15 protein-coding genes and 5 pseudogenes are annotated in these 16037 nt (G+C 66.6%); all 20 read right to left on the bottom strand.

Features of this window, described 5'->3' with window-relative positions:
* Positions 1-500: 500 nt before the first annotated feature.
* The gene (locus OJJOAM_RS10785; RefSeq protein ID WP_422647934.1) at positions 501-1589 is read right to left on the bottom strand and encodes a porin; all 1089 of its coding nucleotides are present in this window, start codon (positions 1587-1589) and stop codon (positions 501-503) included.
* 237 nt (positions 1590-1826) lie between these two features.
* Complete coding sequence (gene tatC / locus OJJOAM_RS10780) at positions 1827-2615, bottom strand: twin-arginine translocase subunit TatC (protein WP_422647933.1); 789 nt, start codon at positions 2613-2615, stop codon at positions 1827-1829.
* A gap of 125 nt (positions 2616-2740) precedes the next feature.
* The gene (tatB, locus tag OJJOAM_RS10775) at positions 2741-3256 is read right to left on the bottom strand and encodes a Sec-independent protein translocase protein TatB (protein WP_422647932.1); all 516 of its coding nucleotides are present in this window, start codon (positions 3254-3256) and stop codon (positions 2741-2743) included.
* A 145-nt stretch (positions 3257-3401) separates the two neighbouring features.
* Positions 3402-3644 (bottom strand): Sec-independent protein translocase subunit TatA, encoded by a 243-nt coding sequence (tatA, locus tag OJJOAM_RS10770; RefSeq protein ID WP_149319704.1) that lies wholly within the window; start codon positions 3642-3644, stop codon positions 3402-3404.
* Between the two features lie 151 nt (positions 3645-3795).
* Positions 3796-4152: a histidine triad nucleotide-binding protein gene (locus tag OJJOAM_RS10765; RefSeq protein ID WP_149319705.1), complete on the bottom strand. Its 357-nt coding sequence runs from the start codon at positions 4150-4152 to the stop codon at positions 3796-3798.
* A 66-nt stretch (positions 4153-4218) separates the two neighbouring features.
* Positions 4219-4626 (bottom strand): DUF4870 family protein, encoded by a 408-nt coding sequence (locus OJJOAM_RS10760; protein WP_223819515.1) that lies wholly within the window; start codon positions 4624-4626, stop codon positions 4219-4221.
* A gap of 85 nt (positions 4627-4711) precedes the next feature.
* Positions 4712-5103: pseudogene (locus tag OJJOAM_RS10755) on the bottom strand (phosphoribosyl-ATP diphosphatase).
* A gap of 25 nt (positions 5104-5128) precedes the next feature.
* Positions 5129-5509 (bottom strand): annotated as a pseudogene (gene hisI / locus OJJOAM_RS10750) (phosphoribosyl-AMP cyclohydrolase); the annotation flags it as partial.
* Positions 5510-5511: 2 nt separating this feature from the next.
* A pseudogene (gene hisF / locus OJJOAM_RS10745) lies at positions 5512-6281 on the bottom strand (imidazole glycerol phosphate synthase subunit HisF).
* Between the two features lie 79 nt (positions 6282-6360).
* Positions 6361-7107 (bottom strand): 1-(5-phosphoribosyl)-5-[(5-phosphoribosylamino)methylideneamino]imidazole-4-carboxamide isomerase, encoded by a 747-nt coding sequence (hisA, locus tag OJJOAM_RS10740; RefSeq protein ID WP_422647931.1) that lies wholly within the window; start codon positions 7105-7107, stop codon positions 6361-6363.
* An 89-nt stretch (positions 7108-7196) separates the two neighbouring features.
* On the bottom strand, positions 7197-7850 hold the full coding sequence (gene hisH, locus OJJOAM_RS10735) for an imidazole glycerol phosphate synthase subunit HisH (RefSeq protein ID WP_149319710.1): 654 nt from the start codon (positions 7848-7850) through the stop codon (positions 7197-7199).
* A 145-nt stretch (positions 7851-7995) separates the two neighbouring features.
* On the bottom strand, positions 7996-8583 hold the full coding sequence (gene hisB / locus OJJOAM_RS10730; protein WP_006575772.1) for an imidazoleglycerol-phosphate dehydratase HisB: 588 nt from the start codon (positions 8581-8583) through the stop codon (positions 7996-7998).
* Between the two features lie 4 nt (positions 8584-8587).
* Positions 8588-9688, bottom strand: a complete 1101-nt coding sequence (hisC, locus tag OJJOAM_RS10725) for a histidinol-phosphate transaminase (protein WP_422647930.1) — start codon at positions 9686-9688, stop codon at positions 8588-8590.
* A gap of 52 nt (positions 9689-9740) precedes the next feature.
* Positions 9741-11069 carry a histidinol dehydrogenase gene (gene hisD, locus OJJOAM_RS10720; protein WP_422647929.1) on the bottom strand — a complete coding sequence of 443 codons (1329 nt, stop codon included), beginning with the start codon at positions 11067-11069 and terminating at the stop codon, positions 9741-9743.
* Positions 11070-11100: 31 nt separating this feature from the next.
* On the bottom strand, positions 11101-11763 hold the full coding sequence (gene hisG / locus OJJOAM_RS10715; protein ID WP_149319713.1) for an ATP phosphoribosyltransferase: 663 nt from the start codon (positions 11761-11763) through the stop codon (positions 11101-11103).
* Between the two features lie 15 nt (positions 11764-11778).
* Positions 11779-13033: pseudogene (gene murA / locus OJJOAM_RS10710) on the bottom strand (UDP-N-acetylglucosamine 1-carboxyvinyltransferase).
* Between the two features lie 16 nt (positions 13034-13049).
* Entirely contained in the window at positions 13050-13322 is a 273-nt protein-coding gene (locus OJJOAM_RS10705) for a BolA family protein (RefSeq protein WP_149319715.1), read from the bottom strand.
* Between the two features lie 67 nt (positions 13323-13389).
* Entirely contained in the window at positions 13390-14160 is a 771-nt protein-coding gene (locus OJJOAM_RS10700) for an ABC transporter permease (RefSeq protein WP_422649569.1), read from the bottom strand.
* Between the two features lie 77 nt (positions 14161-14237).
* A complete protein-coding gene (locus tag OJJOAM_RS10695) occupies positions 14238-15275 on the bottom strand; it encodes an ABC transporter ATP-binding protein (RefSeq protein WP_422647928.1) in 1038 nt (345 codons plus the stop codon).
* Positions 15276-15741: 466 nt separating this feature from the next.
* Positions 15742-15994: pseudogene (locus OJJOAM_RS10690) on the bottom strand (STAS domain-containing protein); the annotation flags it as partial.
* Positions 15995-16037 lie beyond the last annotated feature (43 nt).

The raw sequence follows: 16037 nt of genomic DNA, 5'->3' as shown, positions 1-16037 counted from the left end.
GCGCCTGCTGGCGACGTAGGGATGCGGGGCAGTATGGGTGCCGCTCCCGACTGGCGCTGGGGCTGCGATGGCGACTGCCGATACCAAGGTTCGGCACGGCATTTCGAGGTACGCCCTGGCTCCGGGCCCCTCTCTTTTGCGTTCACAGCCCGACACGGCCATGCCGCGCTTCGACGGTGATTGAGAGTATCCGGTTGGCGGGTAAACATCGCCAATGCGTCACGGCGAACATGCCTATTCATGGGCGAGGACTGGGTATGCCTCCGCGCGGTCTGTTGCCTATCGCTATTGCCTGTTGGCTTTCCGTGCGCTGCCCGGGCTGAGCGCGACTCTTTACCGGCGCGTTCTTTGCCGGGGCCCTCTTTGCGGGGCCTCTCTTCGCCGAAGCCCACCGAGCGCCGCGCAAGATATCGATCGAGACACCACAAAACAAAACGCCGGCATCCCGAAGGATGCCGGCGTTTCGATCAAGCTAACTTGATGCGGTTGCCCGCGTCAAATTAGAACTTGTGACGCACGCCGATGATGGCGCCGAACTGGTCCTTGCCCGGCTCCACGTTGAACGTGGCCGGTGCGGTGGCGGTAGCGGCGGTGTTGAAGCCCGACACGCCCAGAGCCGAACCATCCTTGTTCAGGGTGTACGACAGCGAGGTGTAGATGTCGGTACGCTTCGACAGCGCGTAGTCGCCGGTCAGGACGAATTGCCACGGATCAGCACCGCTGCGGCGGAAGTCCTGGTAGTACGCAGCACCCGTGACCGAGAAGGCCGGGGTCATTTGGTACGCCAGGCCAGCCCAGTACAGGTTCGACGTCGTGGTGTCAGCACCAACAGCGCCCGGCAGAACAGCGCCGTCCGAAGCCTTCGCCCAACGGTAGCCCACGAAGGCCTTGGCCGGACCGAAAGCGTAGGTACCAGCAACGGTAGCGCGGCGGATCACCGGAGCTTGGTTAGCTTCGGTACCGACGTGCAGGTCGTCGTAAGCAGCACCGATCGCGAACGGGCCAGCTGCGTACGACAGCATGGCGCCCATTTCGCGGCCGAACACGTTGCGGCCAGCAACTTCTTGGCCGTCAGCGCGGAACGAGTACAAAGCCGACGCGGTCAGGCCGCCGAACTTGCCGACGTACTTGACGGCGTTGTCAGCACGCGATTGGAACTCGACAGCTTGCGAGGTGATCGAGTAACGCGGAGCGATCGCCATCGGGTCGAACTGCAGACCGAAGTCGTAGAACGGGGTCTGTTGACGACCCAGGGTCAGGGTGCCGAACTGGTTCTGCAGACCGACGTAGGCGGCACGACCGAACAGACGGCCACCTTGGCCCGAACGGCCGGTGTCGAGATCGAAACCGCTTTCCAGCACGAACAGACCCTTCAGGCCACCGCCCAGGTCTTCCACGCCACGCAGGCCCCAACGCGAGCCCGACTGGCCGCCGGACGTCATCTTGAACAGGTTTTCGCCCGTTGCGCCGGAGTTGTTGTTGTACTCGATACCAGCGTCGACCACGCCGTACAGGGTCACGCTCGACTGGGCGTAGGCACCACCAGCGGCCAGGGCGGCGACTGCAGCTGCAAACAGTTTCATCTTCATATCGACACTTTCCTTGTCAACTGATTGGGAAATCTTGGGTTGCCCAAGTGCATGGGCGACGCATTCACCATCACGTCTGCTGCGTATTATGTGTCAGGCTCCCGCGCGCTCAGAAGGCTTTTTCGTCGTAAACCGTTCCTGAGGGCGGCTTTTGTTGCTGAACAGCAACAGGAGAAACGGTGATTTTCCCCATTTTGGTGCAAAAAAGGACGCAAGGTTTGCGCTCTCTTGCACTCATCAGTCGGCTTGCGACTCTTTTGCGGCGCCGTCATTGGGCAGCGGATGGCCGATGACCTTGGCCATCAGCAGGCCAAGCTCGTAGAGCAGGATCAGCGGGATCGCCAGCAACAGCTGCGACAGCACATCGGGCGGCGTGACGATCGCCGCGATGATGAAGGCGCCAACGATCACATACGGGCGGATCTGCTTGAGCTTCTCCAGTTCCACCACGCCGAAGCGCACCAGTACGATGACGACCACCGGCACCTCGAAGGTGATGCCGAAGGCCAGGAACGTCGTCATCGCGAAGCCGAGATACTTGTCGATGTCGGTCGACATCTCGGCGCCCAGCGGCGCGTTGTAGTGCGCCATGAAATGGAAAACCGTCGGAAACACCAGGAAGTAGGCGAACGCCACGCCGAACAGGAACAGCAGATAGCTGCTCGTGACCAGCGGCATGATCAGCCGCTTCTCGTGCTGATAGAGCCCGGGCGCGACGAATTGCCAGACCTGGTACAGCACCCATGGCAACGCGATCAGGAAAGCGACCAGCAACGTGACCTTCATCGGCACGAAGAACGAGCCGGTCACGTCGGTGACGATCATCTTGCCGCCCTTGGGCAGCGACTCCATCAGCGGCCGCGCAAACAGGTTGAAGATATCCGGCGCCCAGTACACCAGGCTGACGAATACCACCAGCACGCCGGCGACGGCCTTGACGATGCGCTCGCGCAGCTCCACCAGGTGCGAGATAAAGGTTTCCTGCGGGGATTCGTCTTGGGGATCGGGGGAACGCGATTCGCTCATGGCGGCAGCCGCTCAGCAGCGGTGGGCGGACAACAGGGAAGAGAAAAGCGACATCGCGCGCGGCAAGGCGCGCGACGAACGTGCGGACCGGTCGGCCGCCGGCATCGGGGCGGACTGCCGCATGGTCACTCGAAGAAGGAACGGGCGGGACGCGTCGTCGGACGGTGCCGCTTGACGCGGGCAGCGCCGGATTGCGCCCAGCCGCGGACGTTGTTCTGGCGCTTGTACCACTTCGGCACCGCGGCCTGCTTGACGCGCCAGCTCTTGCGGCCGTTGTGCATCTTGTGCGCGCTGTCCCAGCTTGGCACGTATGAGGCGGGTGCATCGGCCCCGGTGGCGGTGCCGAACTCGCTCGTGTCGCCGGACAAGGCCTCGTTCAGCGACTGCGCCTGCTCGTTGACCTCTTTGTGGATGGTCCGCTCGACATCGCGCGCGGCTTCCTCGAATTCTGTGCGCATGCGGCGCAGTTCGTCCAGCTCGACCTCGCGGCTGACCTCCGCCTTCACATCGCTGATATAGCGTTGCGCGCGCCCGACCAGCGCGCCGACGGTGCGGGCGACCTTGGGCAGCCGCTCGGGACCGATCACGATCAGCGCGACCGCGCCGATCAGCGCCAGCTTGGAAATGCCCAGATCGATCATGCGGGATTCAATGCCAGTGCCGGGTGCGGCCGGGCGCAATGCCCCGCGCCGCCGCCCGGAGGAAGGAGGGAATCAGTGTACCGGGGGACGGCCCGGCCGATGCGGGGCCGCGCCGGCCGGACGCCGACTGACTGCATGATCCGGATTACTGCTGCTGGCGCGACTTTTCCTTGGCGTCCACGTCGATCGTGGTCGAGTCGCGCAGTTCCTTGGGCGTGCCGGCGGCGGTGTCCTCGCCCGCGGGGGCGTTGGGATCCTTCATGCCGTCCTTGAAGCCCTTGACCGCGCCGCCCAGATCCTGGCCGATGTTGCGCAGCTTCTTTGTACCGAAGACCAGCATGACGATCACCAGCACGATCAGCCAATGCCAAATGCTAAACGAACCCATTTTCCTGCTCCTGATGAAGCCCCGCGCGGCACCTTGCCACGCGGACCCGTTGTTCCGTCCGAGCTCGCACGCCGGGCGACGGTAGCCGGCGCTGTTCCGTCCGCCGCGAACGGCGGGACGTCATTCTGTGCTGCAGGCTTGCCGCGGCGCCCTACGGCAGCGCGACCTTCCATTCGGTCCGCGGCCCGCCCATCACGTGCAGATGCAGGTGATAGACCTCCTGGCCGCCGTCCGAACCGGTGTTGATCACGGTGCGGAAGCCATTGCCGCAGCCCGCTTCACGGGCCAGCTGCGGCGCCTTGAGCAGCATTTTAGCAAGCACGTCACCTTCGCCCGGGCCACAGTCGGCGAGCGAGTCCACATGCACCTTCGGAATGATCAGGAAGTGCACCGGCGCCTTCGGATGGATATCGTGGAACGCCAGCATGTCGGCGTCCTCGTACACCTTGCGCGACGGTATCTGGCCGGCGACGATCTTGCAGAAGATGCAATTCTCGTGTGCGTTCATGAAAGTTTCATTGCGAAGTGAAGGACACCGGCAAGCCGGAATTCAGCCTCGCCCGGTTCGCGCCGTCTAGAAACGCTGCTCCGGGTACATCGGCTTGCTGTCGTTCAAATACAACCAGCCTTTGACAATACGGTAAAGAATCCACAGCGACAACAGGCCCCAGACGATGAAGGCCAGCGCAATCCCGACCACGGTGGCAAACAGCACGCCGCCGAGCACGGTCCACGCGACCGACCACCAGAACGAGCGGATCTGCCACGCAAAGTGCGATGCATAGAGCGTGCCGCGCGCATCGTCGCGCTTGACGTAGTTGATGATGATCGCGATCAGCGCGGTGATGCCGCCGGTCAGCCAGAAAATCGCATACAGCCCGTACAGGATATGGGTCAGCTTGCGCAGGCTGTCGAGCTGCGCGCCGCCGCTGCTGGGCACCACCTGGCCGGGATAATCCTGGCCGGGATAGTCGTTGCTCATTGCACCTCCTTGCGTGTGCGCACGGTTCGGTCCAGACGATACTGTGCCACACGATACACCGCCGCCCGCGCCGGGGCGCCGGCGCTCACTTCGACTCGGGCGTGCGCGCCGCCTTTTCGGCCAGTCCCGACAGCCCTTCGCGGCGCGCCAGTTCGGCCACCACGTCGGCCGGACTCAGGCCGACGTGGGCCAGCAGCACCATGCTGTGGAACCACAGGTCGGCGACCTCGTAGACGACCTTGTCGAGCGCGGGCCGGGCCAAACCGGCGGCGCGCGCGTCCTTGGCCGCCATCACCGTTTCGGTGGCTTCCTCGCCGATCTTCTTCAGGATCGCGTCGTCGCCCTTTGGAACAGCCGCGCCACATAGGATTGGTCGGGATCGCCGCCGTGTTCGGGCTTGCGCGATTCGAGCACCGCGGCCACGCGCGCGAGCACGTCGGCCAGCGCGCCGGCCTGGTTCGAAGAAGAGTCGCTCATCAGTGATTGCTGCCGTAGATGGACGAGGGTCCTTCAGCACCGGTTCGACGGTCTGCCAGTCGCCGTCCTCGACGTCGCCCTCGAATTTCTGGAAGAAGCAGGAATGGCGGCCGGTGTGGCAGGCGATGTCGCCGGCCTGCGTGACCTTCAGCAGCACCACGTCCTCGTCGCAATCGAGCCGGATCTCATGCACCTTCTGCACGTGGCCCGACTCCTCGCCCTTGTGCCACAGCCGCTTGCGCGAGCGCGACCAGAACACCGCCTCGCCGAGCTCGACGGTGCGCTGCAGCGCCTCGCGATTCATGAAGGCGAACATCAGCACGTCGTTGGAGCCGACTTCCTGCACGATCACCGGCACCAGGCCGTGATCGTCCCATTTGACCTTGTTGAGCCACTTCTTTTGCATCGTCAAACCCGCATCGGAATGCCCTCGCGGGCCATGAATGCCTTCGCCTCGGCCACCGTGTGCTGGCCGTAGTGGAAGATGCTCGCCGCCAGCACCGCGTCGGCGTGGCCGATGCGGATGCCGTCGGCCAGATCCTGCAGCCCGCCGACGCCGCCGGAGGCGATCACCGGCACGCCGACCGCGTCGCTGACCGCGCGGGTCAGTTCGAGATCGAAGCCGCTCCTGGTGCCGTCGCGATCCATGCTGGTCAGCAGCAGTTCGCCCGCGCCGCGGCGCGCCATCTCGCGCGCCCACTCGACCGCGTCGAGCCCGGTCGCCTTGCGCCCGCCGTGGGTGAATACCTCCCAGCGCGACGGCTCGCCCGGTGCCGAGCTGCGCTTGGCGTCGATCGCGACCACGATGCATTGCGAGCCGTAGCGCGCGGTGGCATCCGACACCAGTTGCGGATTGCTGATCGCCGACGAGTTGACGCTGATCTTGTCCGCGCCGGCATTGAGCAGGCGGCGCACGTCCTCGACGGTGCGCACGCCGCCGCCGACCGTCAGCGGAATGAACACCTGCGAGGCGACCGCCTCGATGATGTTCAGCATCAGGTCGCGGCCGTCGCTGGTCGCGGTGATGTCGAGGAATGTGATTTCGTCCGCGCCCTGCTCGTCATAGCGGCGCGCGATCTCGACCGGGTCGCCCGCGTCGCGCAATTCGACGAAGTTGACCCCTTGACCACCCGCCCATTGGTCACGTCCAGGCAGGGGATAATACGTTTGGCTAGCATCGGAATCCTTGCCACGCGGCGCGCGCAGGCGCGGCGCGACGCGGGCAGCAGCGCCCCCCGGGGGCGCAATGGCGACGGCTTACTGGCCGGCGCCGAGTTTGTCCGCGAGCGCCTGCGCGTCCGCGAAATTCAGGTCGCCGGAGTAGATCGCGCGGCCGCAGATCACCCCTTCGACGCCCTCGCTCTCGACCCCGCACAGCCGGTCGATATCGCTCATGTTCGACAGGCCGCCGCTGGCGATCACCGGGATCGACACCGACTGCGCCAGCTTGACGGTCGCATCGATGTTGATGCCCTGCAGCATGCCGTCGCGGCCGATGTCGGTATAGATGATCGCCTCGACGCCGTAGTCCTCGTACTTGCGCGCCAGGTCGATCACCTCGTGGCCGGTCAGCTTGCTCCAGCCGTCGGTGGCGACCTTGCCGTCGCGGGCATCGAGGCCGACGATGATGTGGCCGCCGAACGCCGAGCACGCGTCCTTCAGGAAGCCCGGGTTCTTGACCGCGGCGGTGCCGATGATGATGTACGACAGGCCGTCGTCCAGCCACCGCTCGATCGTATTCAGGTCGCGGATGCCTCCGCCGAGCTGGACCGGGATCTCTTCGCCGACCTCCGCGATGATGGCCTTGATCGCGGCCTCATTGCGGGGCTTGCCGACGAAGGCGCCGTTCAGGTCGACCAGGTGCAGACGGCGCGCGCCCTGTTCCACCCAATGTCGTGCCATGGCGGCGGGCTCTTCGGAGAAGACGGTGGCCTGGTCCATATCGCCTTGTTTGAGGCGTACACATTGACCGTCCTTCAGGTCGATGGCCGGAATGAGCAACATAAGCGTGACGAGCGTGTTGAAGTAAAAGGTTGTCCTGGCGGGACCGGCGCTGCCGGCCCGGCCTTGCCTGCGTCGAACGGCTTGGTGAATCAGGGCTTCCAGTCCACGAAGTTCCGGTAGAGCTGCAAGCCGAGCGCGGCGCTCTTCTCCGGGTGGAACTGCGTGGCAAAAATATTATCTCGGGCCACCGCGCTGGTAAACACGACGCCATATTCGGTTTCCCCGGCAGTATGGGCGGAATCGCGCGGCTGCACATAGTAGCTGTGGACGAAATAGAACCAGCTCTGATCGGGAATACCCTGCCACAGCGGATGCGGCCGGGTCTGGCGAACGCGGTTCCAGCCCATCTGCGGCACCTTGTAACGCGAGCCGTCCGGCTGCGTCATGCCGTCGAGCTCGAAGCGGACCACCTCGCCGGGCATCAGGCCCAGGCATGGCGTGCTGTCCGCACCGGCCCTACTTTCCCTGCTCGCTTCGAACAGCATCTGTTCGCCAACGCACACGCCCAGCAGCGGCTTGCTGGCCGCGGCCTCGAGCACGGCCTCGCGCAGCCCCGAGGCATTGAGCGCCGCCATGCAGTCCGGCATCGCGCCCTGGCCGGGCAGCACCACGCGCTCGGCGGCGCGGATGCCCTCGGGCGCATCGACGACACGCACATCGGCGTCGGGCGCCGCACGGCGCAGCGCCTGCGCCACCGAGCGCAGGTTGCCCATGCCGTAATCCACAATTGCAATCGTAGTCATGATGTTGGAAACGGCCGTGGCATCGCGCGGCCGTCCCCTCGGAAACGGTGGAGGGTGGTGGAGTCCGGTAGAGATCGGTAGAAACCGGTCGGCGTGGGCGGCAGCAGGAAAACCCCCGCCGCCCTTCATCGGACCGTTATCGAAATCAGAGCGTGCCCTTGGTCGACGGAATCGTGTTGGCCGCGCGCGGATCCAGTTCCACCGCCATGCGCAGCGCCCGGCCGAAGGCCTTGAATACCGTTTCGCATTGATGGTGGGCATTGATGCCGCGCAGATTGTCGATATGCAGCGTGACGCCGGCATGATTGACGAAGCCGCGGAAGAACTCGATGGTCAGGTCGACATCGAAGCTGCCGACGCGCGCCCGGGTGAACGGCACGTGGAACTCCAGCCCCGGGCGGCCCGAGAAATCAATCACCACGCGCGACAGGCATTCATCCAGCGGCACGTAGCTGTGCCCATAGCGGGTGATGCCCTTCTTGTCGCCGATGGCCTTGGCCACCGCCTGTCCGAGCGTGATGCCGACATCCTCGACCGTATGGTGGTCGTCGATATGGGTGTCGCCCTTGGCCTCGACCTCGAGGTCGAACATGCCATGGCGGGCGATCTGGTCCAGCATGTGGTCCAGGAAGGGAACGCCGGAAGCCAGCAGCTGGCGCCCGGTGCCGTCCAGATTCAGCGCGACGCGGATCTGGGTCTCGGAGGTATTGCGGGTGACCTCGGCAACACGCATGGTGCTAATCCTGCAGCGAGGCGGCAAACGCCTCGAGAAACTGCGCATTTTCTTCGGGGGTGCTGACCGTCACGCGCAGACAGTTGGCCAGCAATGGGTGCATTTTACTCACGTTCTTGATCAGCACCTTGCGCGCGAGCAGCCGATCGAAGATTCGCGCGGCATCGGGCACGCGCACCAGCAGGAAATTGCCGGCGCTCGGGAACACGGTAACGCCCGGGTGCGCGGCCATCGCGGCGGCCACGCTGGCGCGTTCGGCACGCAATTGCGCGGCCTGTTCGTCGAGCACGTCGACATGCTCGAGCACGAACAGCGCGGTGGCCTCGGTCAGCACGTTGACGTTGTACGGCGGGCGCACCTTGTCGATCTGCGCGAGCCAGGCCGGATCGCCCGCCAGGTAGCCGAGCCGGATCCCGGCAAGGCCCAGCTTCGACACGGTGCGCATCACCAGCAGGTTGCCGAACTCGGGCAGCCGCGGCATCCAGCTGTGCTGCGCGAACGGCTGGTAGGCCTCGTCGACCACCACCAGGCTGTGGCAGACCTCCCCCTGCGCCGCGCGCACGATCGCCTCCATGTCCTGCTCGTCGAACAGCGTGCCGGTCGGATTGTTCGGATAGGCGAGGTAGATCACCGCCGGCTTGTGCTCGGCCATCGCGGCCAGCATCGCGGCGCGGTCCAGCGTGAAGTCCGCGCGCAGCGGCACGCCGACGAATTCGAGGCCGGTGAACTGCGCCGACATCGCGTACATCACGAAGCCGGGCACGGGCGCCATCACCTTGGCGCCGGGCCGTGCGACCGCCAGCGCCAGCATGCTGATGATCTCGTCCGAGCCGTTGCCGAGCAGGATCTCCATGCCGGCGGGCACATCCATCACGCTCTTCAGCCGCGCGCGCAGCGCCTCGCTGGTCGGCACCGGATAGCGGTTCAGCGCGACCTCGGCGAGCCGCTTGCCGAGCTGCTCGCGCAGCGGCGCGGGCAGCTGGTACGGGTTCTCCATCGCGTCGAGCTTGATCAGACCGTGCGAATCGGCCACGTGATAGGCGCCCATGGCGCGGACGTCGTCACGGATGATTCGCTCGATCAGGGAAGGCTCGACTGCTGACATGGATTCCTCTTCGGTTGGGAGTAAAGGGACGGCACGCAGGCCGCCCGGCAAATCAACTGCGCTTGAGGCGGTATTCGGCGCTCCGGGCATGCGCCTGCAGCCCTTCGCCATAGGCAAGTTCGGCGGCGATCTGGCCCAGCATCTGCGCGCCCGCCTCGCTGACCTCGATCAGGCTCGAGCGCTTCTGGAAGTCATAGACGCCCAGCGGCGACGAGAAGCGCGCGGTGCGCGAGGTCGGCAACACGTGGTTCGGGCCCGCGCAGTAGTCCCCCAGCGATTCGCTGGTGAACTGCCCCAGGAAGATCGCGCCGGCGTGGCGGATCTTCTCGGCCCACTGGCGCGGATTGAGCGCGGAGATCTCCAGGTGCTCGGGCGCGATCGCGTTGGCGATGTCGCAGGCCTCGTCCATGTCGCGTACCTTGATCAGCGCGCCGCGGCCGCCGATCGAGGCCGCGATCACGTCGCGGCGCGGCATGTCGTCGAGCAGACGGCGGATGCTGTCCTCGACCTTGAGCAGATAGCCGGAATCCGGGCACAGCAGGATCGACTGCGCCATCTCGTCGTGCTCGGCCTGCGAGAACAGGTCCATCGCGACCCAATCGGGATCGGTGCTGCCGTCGCAGATCACCAGGATCTCGGACGGGCCGGCGATCATGTCGATCCCCACCGTGCCGAACACGCGGCGCTTGGCGGCGGCGACATAGGCGTTGCCCGGCCCGACGATCTTGTCGACCTGCGGCAGCGTCTCGGTGCCGTAGGCCAGCGCGCCGACCGCCTGGGCGCCGCCGATGGTGAACACGCGGTCGACGCCGGCGATGGCCGCGGCCGCGAGCACCAGCGGGTTGCGCACGCCGCCCGGGGTCGGCACCACCATGATCACTTCCTTGACGCCCGCGACGCGGGCCGGAATCGCGTTCATCAGCACCGACGACGGATAGGCCGCCTTGCCGCCCGGCACATAGAGGCCGACGCGATCGAGCGGCGTCACCTTCTGGCCCAGCACGGTGCCGTCGGCCTCCGCGTATTCCCAGCTATGGCTGCCGCATTCGATCTTCTGCTTCTCGTGGTAGCCGCGCACGCGCGCCGCGGCCGCCTCGAGCGCGGCACGGCGTTTGGGCTCGAGCTCCTCGAGCGCGGCGTCCATCTCGGCCGGCGACAGTTCCAGCGCGGCCAGCGATTCGGCTTCGACACGGTCGAAGCGCATCGTGTATTCGAGTACCGCGGCATCGCCGCGCACCTTGACGTCGGCCAGGATCTGCGCAACGGCGCGCTCGATGGCCTCGTCCTCGCCGGCCTCGAAGGCCAGCAGCTGGCGCAGCCGCACGGGGAAGTCCGTGCTGGCCGAGTCCAGTCGGCGGATGTTCAGGCTTTGTTCGTTCATGACTCCATTCCCCGGGCCGTCGGCCATGGCATCACGCCACGGCCGCCGAGGCCCGTTCAAACGCTTCGAGGATCGGCGCCAGCCGCTCGCGCTTGAGCTTGAGCGCGGCCTGGTTGATCACCAGGCGCGACGAGATCTGCACGATCTCCTCGACTTCCACCAGATTGTTGGCGCGCAGCGTGCCGCCGGTGCTGACCAGGTCGACGATCGCATCGGCCAGCCCGACCAGCGGACCGAGCTCCATCGAGCCGTACAGCTTGATCAGATCGACGTGGACGCCCTTCTTGGCGAAATGCTCGCGCGCGGTCTGCACATACTTGGTCGCCACCGCCAGCCGCGCTCCCTGCCGCACCGCGCGGACATAGTCGAAGCCCGCCGGCACCGCCACCGACATGCGGCAGCGGGCGATATTCAGGTCGATCGGCGCATACAGGCCGGCCATGCCGTGCTCCATCAGCACGTCCTTGCCCGCCACGCCAAAGTCCGCGGCGCCGTACTGCACGTAGGTCGGCACGTCCGAGGCGCGCACGATGATGACACGCACGTCCGGGTCGGTGGTCGGCAGGATCAGCTTGCGGGAGGTTTCCGGGTCTTCGGTGACCTCGATGCCCGCGGCCGCCAGCAGCGGCATGGTTTCGGTAAAGATCCGGCCCTTGGATAGGGCCAGGGTCAGCTGGTTCGGAGAAGGGCTCATCGTCTTGTTCGTGGGTCAGCCGGCGATGCGGCGGATGCGCGCACCGACTGCGGACAGCTTGTCTTCCATGCGGTCGTAGCCGCGGTCCAGGTGGTAGATGCGGTCGATCACGGTCTGGCCGTCGGCGATCAGGCCGGCGATCACCAGGCTGGCCGAGGCGCGCAGATCGGTGGCCATCACGCGCGCGCCCGACAGGCGCGGCACGCCGGTCACCACCGCGGTATTGCCTTCGACCGCGATGTTGGCGCCGAGCCGGTTCAGCTCCTGCACGTGCATGAAGCGGTTCTCGAAGATCGTCTCGGTGACCCGCGCCGCGCCCTCGGCCACGCAATCGAGCGCCATGAACTGCGCCTGCATGTCGGTCGGAAAGGCCGGGTATTCGGAGGTGCGAAAGCTGACCGCCCGTGGGCGCTGGCGCATCGACAGCCGCACCCAGTCGGCGCCGCGCTCGATCGATGCACCGGCTTCAACCAGCTTGTCGAGCACCGCGTCCAGAATGACCGGCGGGACATCGCGCACCACCACCTCGCCCAGCGTCGCCGCGGCGGCGCACAGGAACGTGCCGGCCTCGATGCGATCGGCAATCACGCGATGCTCGGTCCCGTGCAGGCGCTCGACGCCGTGAATCACCAGCCGGTCGGTGCCGATGCCCTCGATGCGGGCGCCCATGCTCACCAGCAGGTTGGCCAGGTCGGTGACCTCGGGCTCGCGCGCCGCGTTCTCCAGCACGGTCTCGCCCTCGGCCAGCGTGGCCGCCATCAGCAGGTTCTCGGTGCCCGTCACCGTGATCATGTCCGTGACGATGCGCGCGCCCTTGAGCCGGCGCGCACGCGCGTGGATGAAGCCGTGCTCGATCGCGATGTCGGCGCCCATGGCCTGCAGGCCCTTGATGTGCTGGTCGACCGGCCGCGCACCGATGGCGCAGCCGCCGGGCAGCGATACCCGCGCCTCGCCCAGGCGCGCGACCAGCGGCCCGAGCACCAGGATCGACGCGCGCATGGTCTTGACCATTTCATAGGGCGCCTCGGGCGAGAGGATCGCGCCCGCGTTCAGCGTCAGGTGCGTGCCGTCCTGCTCGATGCGCACGCCCATCTGGCGCAGCAGCGCCAGCATGGTGCGCACGTCCTGCAGATCAGGCACGTTGTCCAGGGTCAGCGTGTCGGCCGTCAGCAGGCTCGCGCACAGGATCGGCAGGGCGGCGTTCTTCGCCCCCCGAGACGCGGATTTCGCCGCGCAGCGGTCCGTTGCCGTGGATTTCGAGTTGATCCATGAGGATGCGCGGCCGCTCAGCGCTGGCCGGGCTGGCCGGCATGTTCGCCCTGCCCGCCTTGCCATTCGGCGGGCGTCAGCGTCTTCATCGACAGCGCGTGGATTTCGGCCCGCATGCGGTCGCCGAGCGCGGCATAGACGCGCTGATGGCGCTGGATCAGCCGCTTGCCCTCGAACTCGGCGCTGACGATCGTGGCGAAGAAGTGCTGGCCGTCGCCCTCCACTTCGAGGTGTTCGCAGGGCAGCCCCTGGGCGATGTAGTCCCTGACTTGTTCCGGTGTAGGCAGCATGGTGAATCTCGTTTCGTCTGGTTGCGTCCCGCTCTCGCGCGTGTCGGCCCGGCTTGGTCTCGCAAGATCAGTGCCGCAGCTTGTAGCCGCTCTGCAGCAGCCGCAGCGCGATCGCCGCGACCACGGCGAAGGCGCTCGCCACCACGGCCAGGCTGAACCACGGCGACACGTCGGAGACGCCGAAGAAGCCGTGGCGGAACCCGTCGATCATGTAGAAGAACGGATTGGCGTGCGACACCGTCTGCCAGAACGCGGGCAGCGAGTGGATCGAATAAAACACGCCGGACAGGAAGGTCGCCGGCATGATCAGGAAATTCTGGAAGGCCGCCAGTTGGTCGAACTTCTCGGCCCAGATGCCGGCGATCAGGCCCAGCGTGCCTAGCATGCCGGCGCCGAGCAGCGCGAAGACGACGATCCAGGCGACATTGGCGACATGCAGGTCGGCGAACCACACCGTCACCAGCAGCACGCCCAGGCCGACCGCCAGTCCGCGCACGATGGCGGCGGTCACGTAGGCGCCGAACATCTCCCAGTGCGACAGCGGCGGCAGCAGCACGAACACCAGGTTGCCGGTGATCTTGGACTGGATCAGCGACGAAGAGCTGTTGGCGAACGCGTTCTGCAGGATGCTCATCATCACCAGCCCGGGCACCAGGAAGGCGGTGTAGCTGATCTGGTCGTAGACCCGGACGCGGTCCTCCAGCACGTGGCCGAAGATCAGCAGATAGAGGATCGCGGTGAGCACCGGCGCGGCCACGGTCTGGAAGCTGACCTTCCAGAAGCGCAGCACTTCCTTGTACAGCAGCGTGCGAAAGCCCACCAGGCCGCCCACCGCCATCGGCGCAAGGTGCCGGCTGTCGTCGCCGCCGCCGTCGCGGGCGTCCTGTTGCGCCTGGTCAAGTCCGGCAGGATGTTTCATACCGGGCTCTCCAGCGAGGAAGGGGTGGCATTGACCGGTTCGGCCCGGTCTGCGGCGCGCTTGCCGCCGTCTGCGTTCCCGTCGCTGTCCGCGTCGCGGTCCGCTCCGGCGTCACGCGAGGCCGGCTTGCGCCCTTCCCTCCCCATGATCTGCACGAATACGTCCTCGAGGTCGGCCTTGTTGATTTCCATGTCTTCGATTTCGCAGCCCGCCTCGCGGCATGCCGCGAGGATCGGTTCGACCACCTGGTAGCCGGACAGCCGCAGCCGGATCGCGCGCTCGCCCGGATTGGACGGCATCCGCAGCGGCTCCAGCGAGGCCGGCAGGCGTCCGGCCGACAGCGTCAGCACCAGCTGCAGGCCGGCGAACTGGCTCAGCAGGCTGCTGGTGCGGTCCAGCGCCACCACCTCGCCGAACTTGAGCATCGCGATGCGATCGCACAGGGCCTCGGCCTCTTCCAGATAGTGGGTGGTCAGGATGATGGTATGACCTTCGCGGTTCAGCCGGGAGATGAATTTCCACAGCGTCTGGCGCAGCTCCACGTCCACGCCGGCGGTCGGTTCGTCGAGCACGATCACCGGCGGACGATGCACCAGCGCCTGCGCGACCAGCACGCGGCGCTTCATGCCGCCCGAGAGCTGGCGCATGTTGGCGTCGGCCTTGTCGGTCAGGTCCAGGTTGGCCATGATCTCGTCGATCCAGTCGTCGTTGCGCGTCAGGCCGAAATAGCCCGACTGCAGCCGCAGCGTCTCGCGCACCGTGAAGAACGGATCGAACACCAGCTCCTGCGGCACCACGCCCAGCATGCGGCGCGCCACCCGGTAATCGCCGACCACGTCGTGGCCATGCACGCGCACCTGGCCGGAGTCGGCGCGGTTCAGTCCGGCGAGGATCGAGATCAGCGTGGTCTTGCCCGCGCCGTTGGGGCCGAGCAGGCCGAAGAATTCGCCGCGCTCGACACTGAAGCTGACGCCCTTGAGCGCCTGCAGATTGCGGTAGCGCTTGCGGACATCCTGGATTTCGATGGCTTTCATGGCCGATATCGTCTGGCGGGCGTGCGAGCGTCGCGCTGCCGCGCCGGGCTCCTGGAAATGGCGGGGACCGCCTGAGGGTGATACAGCTGCCGGACTGGTCGCCCGCCTGGCTTGCCGGCTGCCGGCGTGGCAGGCGCATCGCGCGTAGGCGCGCGGCGGTGCTGACGAACGAATAACCCGGAATTATAGGGGATGCGGGGATGTCCCCGCTTGGGACGCGGCGTCGGCTGGCGGCCGGCGCCGAGGCATCGCGACGGTACCGGCGCGGGCCATCGCCCGGCGCTCACCGCGGATGCCGGTTCAATGTCGATGCAAGGCGGCTTGCTCGAGGGGGGGCGGGGGCCGCTGCGGAGGCGGATTCGGCCGCGGGATCGGCGGCAGGTTCGGTCGCAGTCTCGGCCGCAGTCTCGGCCGCAGTGTCGGCGATGTCTTGCACCGCCGCCGATGCCGGGTCCTGCGGCGACAGCGCCAGCAGCGTATCGACCCCGTACAGGCTGGCGAGCGCCGCCAGTTGCTGCGGCACGCCGACGAACGCCAGGGTCCGGCCGCGCGCGCTGGCGTCGCGATGCAGCGCCAGCATCACCGCCACCGCCGACGAATCGACCTGCCCGAGCGCGCTGCAATCGACCTGCGCTTCCCCCTTGCGCCACGCGCGCGGCCGCATCGCGCAGCACGGCGGCGGCGTTGCGGTTGGTCAGCGAAGTTCCGAGTGAGAGCATCGAGGCGGTCGATCGGTAAGGGGCTTGGTCGGGGAAAACGGCC

Source organism: Cupriavidus sp. H18C1 (assembly GCF_049311595.1).
Lineage (GTDB): Bacteria > Pseudomonadota > Gammaproteobacteria > Burkholderiales > Burkholderiaceae > Cupriavidus > Cupriavidus cauae.
The sequence above is the reverse complement of the archived record's forward strand: the minus strand, read 5'-3'. Positions and strand labels throughout refer to the sequence as shown.